Below are 10897 nucleotides of genomic sequence, written 5' to 3'. Positions count from 1 at the left end.
GCGACGAGAGTGCTGCCGCGGGCCCGGGCTCAGCCCAGGCCGCCCGTGTGCATGCGGCCTGCGTGGTACAGCAGCGGCGTGTGGCCGGCCTGGTGGCTGCACTGCTCGACCTCGCCGATGAAGATCACATGGTCGCCCTCTTCATGGCGATGGCGGTTGCGGCACTCGAAGACGGTGGTGGCTTCGGACAGCAGCGGCACGCCCTGGGCCGAGCTGCGCCAGGCGGTGTTGGCGAAGCGGTCCACGCCCTTGCGCGCGAACAGCTCGGCCAGGGGCTTTTGCGAGGCCGACAGCACGTGGATGGCGTAGTGCGAGCAATGCTGGAACACGGGCAGCGAGGCCGCCGACAGCGCCATGCTCCACAGCACCAGCGGAGGCGTGAGCGAGACGGAGTTGAACGAGCTCACGGTGACGCCCACCGGATGGCCCTGCGGGCTGCGTGCGGTGACGATGGTCACGCCCGTGGCGAACTGGCCCAGCGCGTCGCGGAACTCGCGCGACGAGAACGGGGACTGTGGAGGCAGGGCGGCCATGGCGGCGGAAGGCAGTGCGGAATTCACGGGTGCAAGAACCAGGCGGCAGCAAGGCCGCAGCAGGGCTGCAGCGTTTGGGACGGGCGCCCGGAGCCGGGCAGCAACCTCGCATTATGGGTGCGGATGCCGGCAGAAGCGGCCGATGGGGCCTCTGCCAGGGAGGTCTTTGCCCTGTGTGCGCGGCGCCGGCTCACAGCGCCATGCTCATCTGGGCGGGCGCGGCGTTCTCGTTCAGCCAGGCCGTCATGCGGGCCCGCGTGCAGCGCTGCAGCTGCATCAGCAGGGCATGCTCGGGCCAGGCCAGCGCGTGGCGCCGGCACAGGTCCTGCTGCATGCGCGCCAGCAGGGCGGCGGCCATCTCGGCATCGGCCAGCGCCCGGTGGGCACGCTCGGCCACGGGCAGGCCCAGGTGGGCGGTGAGCCGGCTCAGGCTGTGGCTGGGCGCCTCCGGGTAGATGCGGCGCGACAGCAGCACGGTGCAGGCAAAGGGCTGGGGTGCGGCCTCGCCGGCCAGGGCCAGTTCGGACTGCCAGAACTTGCTGTCGAAGGCCGCGTTGTGCGCCACCATGGGGGCGCTGCCCACGAAGCGCGCGGCATCGCGCATCACCTCCTCGGCGGGCGGCGCGGCTGCGACCATGGCATTGGTGATGCCCGTCAGCCGCGTGATGAAGGGCGGTATCCAGGCGCCCGTGCGCATCAGGCTCTGGAAGCGGTCCACCACCTGGCCGCCCTCGATCAGCACGATGGCGACCTCGGTGGCACGCGCGCCCTGGGCGGGCGCCATGCCCGTGGTTTCAAAGTCGATGACGGCAATCGGCTGCGGCATGGGGCGATTGTGCCCGGCAGTGCCCGACCGGCGTGCCGGGGCGGCTATTCCTCGGCCTGGCTGCCGTCGGCCGCGCCCAGGCGCTGCACGACCTGGTCGAGCAGGGCGTAGAGCTGCTCGATCTCTTCATGGCCCACCAGGCGCTCGATCTCGGCATAGGTCTCGGAGGAATGCGGCGCGATCTCGGCCACGATGGCGTGGCCGGCCGCCGTGAGCTCGAACTCGGCGCCGCGCATGTCGCTGGCGTGGCGCGAGCGCTCCACCAGCTGCCGGCCTTCCAGCGTCTTGAGCAGGCGCGAGAGGCTGGGCATGCTGATGTAGGTGGCCTGCGACAGCTCCATGGGCCGCAGCCTGTGTGTGACCGCCGCCATGGCGCGCAGCACGCGCCACTGCTGTTCGGTCAGGCCATGGGCGCGCAGCATGGGCCGAAAGCGCACCATGACCGACTCGCGGGCGCGCAGCAGCGCCATGGGCAGGGAGCGCGAGAAGGCGCGCAGCGGCTCGGGGGCAAAAGAGGGCGTGGTCTGGGGCATGTTCGGCAGCATCTGTCGGCTGGATTCTATGCAGCCGCCGCTCCCTCCCCGGAGCGGCGTTGCGGGCGCCTTGTCAGGCCGGGGCCTCAATAGGTCTGGCTTTTCGGCGCGGGGGCCGCTGCCTGCTTGAAGCGCGCAGCCAGGGCGCTGGTGGCCTGCACCAGCACGCTGGTGTCCAGGCCCACGGCCGTGAAGGTGCAGCCCAGCTCCAGGTACTTGCGTGCCAGGGCCTCGTTGGGCGTGAGGATGCCGGGCGCCTTGCCCGCGCGGCGTATGCGCGCGATGGCGTCGGCAATCGCCTCCTGCACCTCGGGGTGGCCGGGGTTGCCGATGTGGCCCATGGAGGCCGACAGGTCGGCCGGGCCGATGAAGACGCCGTCCACGCCCTCGGTGGCGGCAATGGCGTCCAGGTGGGCCAGCGCCTGGCGTGTCTCCACCTGCACCAGCACGCAGACCTGGGCGTTGGCTTCATGGGCGTAGTTGGCGCGCCGGCCCCAGGCCGAGGCGCGTGCGCCGCCCATGCCGCGGATGCCGCCCTGGCCGTCGGCCTGCGGATAGCGCGCGGCGCGCACGATGCGTGTGGCCTGCTCGGCCGTGTCCACCATGGGCACGAGCAGGGTCTGCACGCCGATGTCCAGGTACTGCTTGATCAGCATCTCGCCGACCTCGCCGTGTCCCATGGGCACGCGGGCAATGGCATGGCTGTCGGGATAGGCCGCGATGGCCTGCAGCTGCGCCAGCAGGGTGCGCGTGTCGTTGGGCGAATGCTCGCCGTCGATCAGGAGCCAGTCGAAGCCGGCGCCCGCGCAGATTTCCGCCGAATAGGCGTCGGCCAGGCCCAGCCACAGGCCGATCTGGGGTTGGTCGGCCGCAATGGCGGCCTTGAAGCGGTTCACAGGTGTCTGCATGGTGTGATTGTCCGGGCCTCAGTGGCCCATGCACAGGTACTTGGTGCTCAGGTATTCCTCTATGCCGGCGGCGCCGCCCTCGCGGCCCATGCCCGACTGCTTGACGCCGCCAAACGGCGCCACGGCCGTGCTGATGATGCCGCTGTTGATGCCCACCATGCCGTACTCCAGCGCCTCGCCCACGCGCCACACGCGGCCGACGTCGCGGGCGTAGAAGTAGGCTGCCAGGCCGTACTCGGTGTCGTTGGCCATGCGGATGGCCTCTTCCTCGGTCTTGAAGCGGAACACGGGCGCCACGGGGCCGAAGACCTCTTCCCTGGCGATGCGCATGCGGTCCGTGGCGTTGGCCAGGATGGTGGGCTCGTAGAAGGTGCCGCCCAGCGCATGGCGCCGCCCGCCCAGCACGACCTCGGCGCCGTTCTTCACGGCGTCGGCCACCAGCTCCTCGACCTTGTCCACGGCGGCCTGGTCGATCAGCGGGCCCTGGCCCACGCCGGCCTCCAGGCCGTTGCCCACCTTGAGGGCCTGCACGGCGACCTTGAGCCTGGCCATGAAGGCGTCGTACACGCCGTCCTGCACCAGCAGGCGGTTGGCGCACACGCAGGTCTGGCCGGTGTTGCGGTACTTGGAGGCCATGGCGCCCTCGACAGCGGCATCGAGGTCCGCGTCATCGAAGACGATGAAGGGCGCGTTGCCGCCCAGCTCCAGCGACATCTTCTTGAGCGTGGGCGCGCATTGCTCGGCCAGCACGCGGCCCACTTCGGTGGAGCCCGTGAAGGTCAGCTTGCGCACGGCCATGCTGGCCGTGAGCACGCCGCCGATGGCGCGCGAGGAGCCCGTGATCACGCTGAACACGCCTTCGGGAATGCCGGCGCGCTGGGCCAGCTCGGCCATGGCCAGGGCCGACAGCGGTGTCTGCTGCGCGGGCTTGACGATGATGGTGCAGCCCGCCGCCAGGGCCGGCGCGACCTTGCGCGTGATCATGGCGGCCGGGAAGTTCCAGGGCGTGATCGCGGCGCAGACGCCCACGGGCTCCTTGGTCACGATGATGCGCTTGTCGGCCCAGGGCGCGGGCACGGTGGAGCCGTAGATGCGGCGCGCTTCCTCGGCAAACCACTGCACGTAGGAGGCCGCGTAGGCGATCTCACCGCGCGACTCGGCCAGGGGCTTGCCCTGCTCGCTGGTCATGATCAGGGCCAGGTCCTCCTGGTTCTCCATCATCAGCTCGAACCAGCGCTGCAGCAGGCGCGCGCGGGCCTCGGCGGTCTGCTGCTTCCAGAGGGTGAAGGCGCGCTCGGCGGCGGCGATGGCGCGCTGCGTCTCGGTCTCGCCCATGCGGGGCACATGGCCCACGGACTCGCCCGTGGCGGGGTTGTGGACGTCGATGCGGCTGCCATCGTCGGCGGCCAGCCATTGGCCGTCGATCAGGCAGAGGTTCTTGAGCAGGCTGGGGTCGCGCAGTGCAAGCGGCATGGGAAATCTCCAATAAGGGCGGGGCAGGCGTCGGGACGACGGCGCCTAGACAAAACGGAATTGCAGGCGGCCCAGCGGGCCGTAGTCGGCATCGAACAGATCGCCAGGCTTGGCGGCTACGGGGCGCGTGAACGAGCCCGCCAGCACGGTCTGGCCGGCCTCCAGGGCCTCGCCCCAGGGCGAGAGCTTGTTGGCCAGCCAGGCCACGCCGATGGCGGGATGGCCCTGCACGCCGGCAGCCAGGCCGGTCTCCTCGACCACCCCGTTCTGGCGCAGTATGGCGCCGCACCAGGGCAGGTCAAGCACCCCGGGAACAGCCTGCCCGGCGCCGACCACGATGCCCGCATTGGCCGCGTTGTCGCTGATGGTGTCGTAGACCTTGCGTATGGCCTTGGTGTGGCGGTCGAACTGCTCGATGCGCGCGTCGATGATCTCGATGGCCGGCGTCACATGGTCGGTGGCGTCCAGCACGTCCTGCAGCGTGATCTCCTTGCCGCCGGGCAGGCCCGGGCCGCGCAGCGGCGCCTTGAGCACGAAGGCCAGCTCCACCTCCACGCGCGGCGCGATGAAGTTCGCGGCCGGGATGTCCAGCACCTGGCCCGGCGTGCAGCGGTAGAGCATGCTGTCGAGCAGGGTGCCGTAGTCGGGCTCGTCGATCTGGCTCGATATCTGCATGGCGCGCGAGGTCAGGCCGATCTTGTGGCCGATCACCTTGCGCCCCGCCGCGATCTGCAGGCGCACCCATTCGCGCGAGACGCGGTAGCCATCCTCCACGGTCATGCCGGGAAAGCGCTTGGAGAAATGCTCGACCTGCACGCGCGTCTTCTCGCTGCGGTCAAGCTCCTGGGCCAGTTGGGTCAACAGTTCTTGGGAAAACATTTCAAGGCCTGGAAAAGAGGGGGTGGAGGGTGCTGTGCTTGCCGTCGTAGACCTGGCCCGGGCTTTCATCGACCTGCACGGTCAGGCCCAGGTGGCGCTGCGCGAACAGCGGCTGCAGATGGCGGCGCGCGCAGGCCAGCAGGGCGTCGCCGGCCTGCTGCTGCACGGCGGCTGTGCGGCCCCGGCCCATGCGCAGGTTGATGTAGATGAAGCCGTAGTCGCCATCGCCGCCCGCTGCGCGGCCCGCAGCCCCGCCATCGGCCACGGCGCTGTGCGGCGCGGGGTAGGCCAGCACGCGCGTGCCGCCCGTGGGAAAGACCTGGGCGCCGTCTTCGGCACGCACGGTGAGCATGGTGTCGGCCAGGGCGCGGCACAGCTGCGTCATGTCGGTGTGCGCGTCCAGGCTGGCCGTGTAGAGGATGACCACGTGCGGCATTCAGGCCACCTCCATGGTGGCGGCCGTGCAGCTCACGGCGAAGATGGGAATGGGCTGGCAGTACAGCACCTGGCCCGCGCCGCGCGCGGCGGCGGCCACGGCGATGAAGCTGCGGATCTCGAAGCCGCCCTGGCCGCCGTCGCGGTAGGTCTCGGCGTCGGTGTACGACAGCAGCGCGTCCCGGTCGTTGCGGCACCAGCGGTCCATGAACTGCTGGTCCCACTCCCAGTTGACCTTGCCCGAGTCGGGCGTGGCCGGCCAGTGCGAGATGCCGCCCGTGCCCACGATGGCGATGCGCTCGGGCGCCTTGTCGCAGGCGCGGCGCAGGGCCTCGCCAAAGGCCCAGGCGCGGTGCAGCGGCGTCAGCGGCGGGCCCTGGCAGTTGATGTTGACGGGGATGATGTCCTTGTCATAGGCCGGCGTCAGAAAGTGCAGCGGGACCATGATGCCGTGGTCGAACTTCCACTCCTCGGCAAAGGCCACGTCCACGGTCTGCATGACCTCGGTGATCAGGCGCCGCGACAGCTCGGCATTGCCGGGAATGCGGTGCCGCTCTATGCCCAGCCAGGCCGGGTCCTCGATGGGCCCTTCGTAATGGTCTGCCATGCCGATGGCATAGGCCGGCATGTTGTTCATGAAGAAGTTGGCGAAGTGCTCGGCCGCGATGACGATCACGGCATCGGGCCGCGCCGCCTCCAGCCGTGCGCCCATGTCGCGGAAGGCGGCATGGAAGGCATCCCTGGTGGCCGGATCGGCCAGGTGTGCGCGGCCCGTGATGCCGGGCGCATGGCTGCAAACGCCTGCAAATACCAGACTCATCTCAAACTCCTGCGATCTTTTCGTTGGTGGCTGTCGTCATCGCGTAGACGCCCGCGCGCACCGGTCCGTGCTTTTGCACGCCATCGCGCATGGCCTGCAGGTAGTCGGCCCAGGGCATGCCCAGCAGCGGCGCGAAGTGCATCAGCAGCTGGCCGTTGCAGCCCAGCACGTAGAGCTTGCCGATGTCGCCATGGAACATGGCTTCGTACTCCTCGGGCTCCAGCGCGTACTCGGCCAGCAGCGCGGCGCGGTCCTCGGCGAAGCGCCGCTGCACCTCGGGCTCGCGGTTGAGCTGGAACAGGAATTTCTGCATGGTGTACAGGCTCATGGCGGCTCCCGGTGTCGGCCTCAGCCCAGCGTGATGTTGGCGCGGCGGATGATGGCTTCGTACTTGGCGATTTCGCTGGTGACGAAGGCTGCGAACTGCTGCGCCGTGCCGGCCTGCGAGACGATGCCGCCGCGCGCGAAGGCATCCACCACGGCGGGCTCGGCCAGGGCCTTGACCACGGCGGCATTGATGCGCTGCACCAGCGCATCGGGCGTGGCGCCCGGTGCCAGCAGACCCTGCCAGGAGTTGGATTCCAGCGCCACGCCCTGCTCGGCCAGCGTGGGCACCTGGGGAGCGAACTGCGAGCGCTGGCGCGTGGCCATGCCCAGTGCCACCAGCTTGCCGCTTTGCACATGGCCACGGAACTCGGGCCAGTTGCCGAACATCACGTCCACCTGGCCGCCCAGCAGGTCGGCCAGCGCCGGGCCCTGGCCCTTGTAGGGGATGTGGACCATCTCGATGCCCATCTCCTGGCACAGCAGCGCGCCCGACAGATGGGCCGAGGTGCCGTTGCCGAACGAGGCATAGCTGAGCTCGCCGGGCCTGGCCTTGGCGCGGCTGCGCAGGTCGGCCAGCGTCTTCAGGCCGCTGCCCGGGTGGGTGGCCAGCACATGCTCGGACAGGCCCATCAGCGCCACGGGCTTGAGGTCGCGCGTGGTGTCGTAGGGCAGGTTCTTCACCAGCGTCTTGTTGGCCGTGAAGCTGTTGGCCACGCACACCAGGGTGTAGCCGTCGGCCGGCTGCTTGGACACATAGTCCACGCCGATCACCGTGCCCGCGCCGGGCTTGTTCTCCACGATCACAGGCTGGCCCAGGGACTTGCCCAGCTCGGTGCCCACCAGGCGCGCCACCAGGTCGGTGGTGCCGCCCGGCGTGAAGGGCACGATGATGCGCAGCGGCTTTGCGGGCCAGGTGCCGGCCGGGCTACCGGGCTGGGCCTGGGAAAGGCCCGGGAGCATCAGCGCTGCGGCCGTGGTGGCTGCGGTGGATTGCAGGAAATGGCGGCGTTGCATGTCTTGTCTCCTCGGTTCTCTTTGTCGTTGTCGCTGGTCGCCCGTTCAGACGCCCCAGTGCGGAATATGGTGCGAGCCCAGCGAGACGGCCACGTTCTTGGGCTCGCAGAAGACCTCGTAGCTCCAGCTGCCGCCCTCGCGGCCCGTGCCCGAGGCCTTGGTGCCGCCGAAGGGCTGGCGCAGGTCGCGCACGTTCTGGCTGTTGACGAAGCACATGCCGGCCTCGATGGCGGCGGCCACGCGGTGGGCTCGGCCCACGCTCTCGGTCCAGACGTAGCTGGACAGGCCGTACTGGATGTCGTTGGCCAGGCGCACGGCCTCGGCCTCGTCGCTGAAGGGGATGATGCAGGCCACGGGGCCGAAGATCTCGTCCTGGGCGATCTGCATGCGGTTGTCCACATCGGCAAACACCGTGGGCAGCACGTAGTTGCCCTTGCGCACGCGCTCGGGCAGCACGGGCGCATCGAGCCCGCCGCACAGCATGCTGGCGCCTTCCTTCTGGCCCAGTTCGATGTAGTGGCGCACCTTGGCCAGGTGGCTGGCGCTGATCATGGGGCCGACGATGGTGGACTCCTCCAGCGGGTCGCCCACGGTGATCTTCCTGGCGCGCTCCACGAAGCGCTCGACGAATTTCGCGTAGATGCTCTTTTGCACCAGGATGCGGCTGCCGGCCGTGCAGCGCTCGCCGTTGTTGGAGAAGATCATGAACACGGCCGCATCCAGCGCGCGCTCGAAGTCGGCGTCGTCAAAGATCACGAAGGGGCTCTTGCCGCCCAGCTCCATGCTGAACTTCTTGAGGCCGGCGGCCTGCACGATGCGGTTGCCGGTCTGGGTCGAGCCCGTGAACGAGACGGCGCGCACATCGCGGTGGCGCACCAGGGGCTCGCCCGCGTCCTTGCCGTAGCCGTGCACCAGGTTGAGCACGCCGGGCGGAATGCCGGCCTCCAGCGCCAGCTCGCCCAGGCGCGCGGCCGTCATGGGCGACAGCTCGCTCATCTTGAGCACGGCCGTGTTGCCGAAGGCCAGGCAGGGCGCCACCTTCCAGGTGGCCGTCATGAAGGGCACGTTCCAGGGCGAGATCAGCGCGCACACGCCCACGGGGTGGAACAGGGTGTAGTTCAGGTGCGTGGGCGTGGGATAGGTGTGGCCGTCCACGCGCGTGCACATCTCGGCAAAGTAGTAGAAGTTGTCGGCCGCGCGCGGCACCAGCTGCTTGCCCGTCTGGGCGATGACCTGGCCGCAGTCGTTGGTCTCGGTCTGCGCGATCTCGGGCACATGGCGGGCGATCAGGTCGCCCAGCTTGCGCACGAGCTTGGCGCGTTCGGTGGCGGGCGTGTTGGCCCATTTCGGGAAGGCGTTCTTCGCGGCGGCGACGGCGGCCTGCACCTCGGCCTCGCCGCCAGCGGCAACCTCGGCCAGCACCTCCTGGGTGGCGGGGTTGACGGTCTCGAAATAGTCCTTGCCGGCGACGGCCTTGCCGTCGATCAGGTGGTCAATGCGCATGGGGATTCCTTGGCGTGTGCGATGGGTTTCAGGAGGCGGCCGGCGCGTCGCCGACGATGGTGTTGACCAGGCGGCCCAGGCCTTCGATCTCGGTGACGATCTCGTCGCCCACGCGGGAGTCGGCCACGCCGTCGGGCGTGCCGGTGAGGATGAGATCGCCGGGGTTCAGCGTCATGAAGCCCGACAGGTGGGCGATCAGCGAGGGGATGTCATGCACCATGTCGCGCGTGCTGCCGTCCTGCTTGAGCTCGCCGTTGACCCAGCTGCGCAGGCGCAGGTTCATGGGGTCGGGCACATCGGCCGCATCGACGAACCACGGGCCCACGGGCGTGGCGCCGTCGCGGTTCTTCACGCGCAGGTTGGGCCGGTAGAAGTTCTCCAGGTAGTCGCGTATGGCGTAGTCGTTGGCCGTGCAGTAGCCGGCGACCACGCTGTAGGCGTCTTCGCGGCGCACGTTGCGGCAGGTCTTGCCTATGACCACGCCCAGCTCGCACTCGAAGTGCATGTAGGCCACGTCGGCGGGCCGGTACGTTCGGCCGTGGTGGCCGTTCAGCGTGTTCGGGCCCTTGAGGAAGACCAGCGGTTCCTCGGGCGCCTTGTTGAAGGCGATTTCCTTGGCATGGTCCGCATAGTTCAGGCCCAGCGCGAAGACGGTGCCGAACTGCAGCGGCGGCAGCCACTGCACGGCGGTCTCTGCCACCAGGCGGCCATCGGGCAGCTGCACCTGTCCGTGCGGGCCTTCGGTGACCTGCAGGGTCTGTCCTTCGAGGATGACGCGTCCGTGCTTCATGCTGCTGCTCCCTGTTCTGCCACCACCGAATGCGTGAGCCGGCCCAGGCCGGGCACCTCGATGACCACGCGGTCCCCGGTCCGCGCCAGCGGCGCGCCTTCGCCCGGGCCCAGCAGCAGCACGTCGCCGGGCGACAGCGTCATGAATTCGGTCACGTCGGCCAGCAGCCTTGCGGGCGAGCGCACCAGGTCGGCAAAACCGCGCTGCCAGACCTGTTCACCATTGATGGACACCGTGAGTTCTGCCGCTTGCGCATCGAAGCCTGCGCCGCGCACCAGCGTGCCCAGCGGGCAGAAACCGTCGCGGCAGCGCTGGCGGATGGCGGGGCGGTAGTAGTTCTCGTGCGGCAGCGTGAGGTCGCTGGCGATCAGCCAGCCGGCCACATGGTCCAGGGCCGTTGCTTCGCTGGCGCGCGTGGCGCTGCGGCCGATCACCAGGCCGATGCTGGCATCGACGCGGACCTCGCCGGGATCGGCCGGCACGGCCACCGATGCGCCGTCGCGTGCCCAGGTGTTGCGTGGCTTGAGGTAGAGCACGGGGGCGCGCGGAGCGGCCTTGTAGGGCGCGCTGTCGAACTGCGGCGACAGGCGCTGCACGGTGGCCTGCTGGTTGAGCAGCGTGCCGTAGACCGTGCCCAGCGCAAGGCCGTCATCCAGGAGAAAAGGCTGAATCTGCATGGTGTGGATTTAGTTAACGTGGTAATTATTGTTTTTGCAACAAGCCCCGTCAACACGGTGGATTCAGGGTTTTCCCAGGCCGCAGCAAAAAGCCCCTGCGCGGCGAACCGTGCAGGGGCTTGGTGGGGGTACCGGGTGCGGCCAGGTGCGGCCAGGTGCGGCCGGTGCAGAAGGCGCGC

The 10897-nt window shown here is 69.4% G+C and carries 12 protein-coding genes and 1 pseudogene; all 13 read right to left on the bottom strand.

Annotated elements, in window-relative coordinates:
• Positions 1-29: 29 nt before the first annotated feature.
• Positions 30-533, bottom strand: coding sequence for a flavin reductase family protein (locus DA1_RS06870; protein WP_012202035.1), 504 nt, complete (start codon positions 531-533; stop codon positions 30-32).
• A 190-nt stretch (positions 534-723) separates the two neighbouring features.
• Positions 724-1359 carry a 3'-5' exonuclease gene (locus DA1_RS06865; RefSeq protein ID WP_034397569.1) on the bottom strand — a complete coding sequence of 212 codons (636 nt, stop codon included), beginning with the start codon at positions 1357-1359 and terminating at the stop codon, positions 724-726.
• Positions 1360-1403: 44 nt separating this feature from the next.
• Positions 1404-1892: a homoprotocatechuate degradation operon regulator HpaR gene (hpaR, locus tag DA1_RS06860; RefSeq protein ID WP_013800005.1), complete on the bottom strand. Its 489-nt coding sequence runs from the start codon at positions 1890-1892 to the stop codon at positions 1404-1406.
• An 86-nt stretch (positions 1893-1978) separates the two neighbouring features.
• The gene (locus DA1_RS06855; RefSeq protein ID WP_034397570.1) at positions 1979-2800 is read right to left on the bottom strand and encodes an aldolase/citrate lyase family protein; all 822 of its coding nucleotides are present in this window, start codon (positions 2798-2800) and stop codon (positions 1979-1981) included.
• An 18-nt stretch (positions 2801-2818) separates the two neighbouring features.
• On the bottom strand, positions 2819-4273 hold the full coding sequence (locus DA1_RS06850) for an NAD-dependent succinate-semialdehyde dehydrogenase (protein ID WP_034397571.1): 1455 nt from the start codon (positions 4271-4273) through the stop codon (positions 2819-2821).
• 45 nt (positions 4274-4318) lie between these two features.
• The gene (hpaH, locus tag DA1_RS06845; RefSeq protein ID WP_034397572.1) at positions 4319-5152 is read right to left on the bottom strand and encodes a 2-oxo-hept-4-ene-1,7-dioate hydratase; all 834 of its coding nucleotides are present in this window, start codon (positions 5150-5152) and stop codon (positions 4319-4321) included.
• A gap of 1 nt (position 5153) precedes the next feature.
• Positions 5154-5588 (bottom strand): 5-carboxymethyl-2-hydroxymuconate Delta-isomerase, encoded by a 435-nt coding sequence (locus tag DA1_RS06840; RefSeq protein ID WP_016447338.1) that lies wholly within the window; start codon positions 5586-5588, stop codon positions 5154-5156.
• On the bottom strand, positions 5589-6407 hold the full coding sequence (locus tag DA1_RS06835; protein ID WP_012202042.1) for a DODA-type extradiol aromatic ring-opening family dioxygenase: 819 nt from the start codon (positions 6405-6407) through the stop codon (positions 5589-5591).
• A 1-nt stretch (position 6408) separates the two neighbouring features.
• Positions 6409-6735 carry an aromatic ring-opening dioxygenase subunit LigA gene (locus tag DA1_RS06830; RefSeq protein WP_012202043.1) on the bottom strand — a complete coding sequence of 109 codons (327 nt, stop codon included), beginning with the start codon at positions 6733-6735 and terminating at the stop codon, positions 6409-6411.
• Between the two features lie 20 nt (positions 6736-6755).
• Positions 6756-7751 (bottom strand): annotated as a pseudogene (locus DA1_RS06825) (tripartite tricarboxylate transporter substrate binding protein); the annotation flags it as partial.
• Positions 7752-7793: 42 nt separating this feature from the next.
• Positions 7794-9251 carry a 5-carboxymethyl-2-hydroxymuconate semialdehyde dehydrogenase gene (hpaE, locus tag DA1_RS06820; protein WP_034397573.1) on the bottom strand — a complete coding sequence of 486 codons (1458 nt, stop codon included), beginning with the start codon at positions 9249-9251 and terminating at the stop codon, positions 7794-7796.
• Between the two features lie 28 nt (positions 9252-9279).
• Positions 9280-10041, bottom strand: a complete 762-nt coding sequence (locus tag DA1_RS06815; RefSeq protein WP_034397574.1) for a fumarylacetoacetate hydrolase family protein — start codon at positions 10039-10041, stop codon at positions 9280-9282.
• On the bottom strand, positions 10038-10718 hold the full coding sequence (locus DA1_RS06810; RefSeq protein WP_034397576.1) for a fumarylacetoacetate hydrolase family protein: 681 nt from the start codon (positions 10716-10718) through the stop codon (positions 10038-10040). The genes DA1_RS06815 and DA1_RS06810 overlap by 4 nt, the downstream gene beginning before the upstream one ends.
• Positions 10719-10897: the final 179 nt, after the last annotated feature.

It is taken from the genome of Delftia acidovorans NBRC 14950 (assembly GCF_001598795.1).
Lineage (GTDB): Bacteria > Pseudomonadota > Gammaproteobacteria > Burkholderiales > Burkholderiaceae_C > Comamonas > Comamonas acidovorans.
Note: the sequence above shows the minus strand (reverse complement) of the source record. Positions and strands in the feature narration are given on the sequence as shown.

Bases quoted from the DNA above. Each gene is read 5' to 3' on its own strand.
- DA1_RS06870 (WP_012202035.1), bottom strand. From the start codon at position 533: ATGGCCGCCCTGCCTCCACAGTCCCCGTTCTCGTCGCGCGAGTTCCGC.
- DA1_RS06865 (WP_034397569.1), bottom strand. From the start codon at position 1,359: ATGCCGCAGCCGATTGCCGTCATCGACTTTGAAACCACGGGCATGGCG.
- hpaR (WP_013800005.1), bottom strand. From the start codon at position 1,892: ATGCCCCAGACCACGCCCTCTTTTGCCCCCGAGCCGCTGCGCGCCTTC.
- DA1_RS06855 (WP_034397570.1), bottom strand. From the start codon at position 2,800: ATGCAGACACCTGTGAACCGCTTCAAGGCCGCCATTGCGGCCGACCAA.
- DA1_RS06850 (WP_034397571.1), bottom strand. From the start codon at position 4,273: ATGCCGCTTGCACTGCGCGACCCCAGCCTGCTCAAGAACCTCTGCCTG.
- hpaH (WP_034397572.1), bottom strand. From the start codon at position 5,152: ATGTTTTCCCAAGAACTGTTGACCCAACTGGCCCAGGAGCTTGACCGC.
- DA1_RS06840 (WP_016447338.1), bottom strand. From the start codon at position 5,588: ATGCCGCACGTGGTCATCCTCTACACGGCCAGCCTGGACGCGCACACC.
- DA1_RS06835 (WP_012202042.1), bottom strand. From the start codon at position 6,407: ATGAGTCTGGTATTTGCAGGCGTTTGCAGCCATGCGCCCGGCATCACG.
- DA1_RS06830 (WP_012202043.1), bottom strand. From the start codon at position 6,735: ATGAGCCTGTACACCATGCAGAAATTCCTGTTCCAGCTCAACCGCGAG.
- hpaE (WP_034397573.1), bottom strand. From the start codon at position 9,251: ATGCGCATTGACCACCTGATCGACGGCAAGGCCGTCGCCGGCAAGGAC.
- DA1_RS06815 (WP_034397574.1), bottom strand. From the start codon at position 10,041: ATGAAGCACGGACGCGTCATCCTCGAAGGACAGACCCTGCAGGTCACC.
- DA1_RS06810 (WP_034397576.1), bottom strand. From the start codon at position 10,718: ATGCAGATTCAGCCTTTTCTCCTGGATGACGGCCTTGCGCTGGGCACG.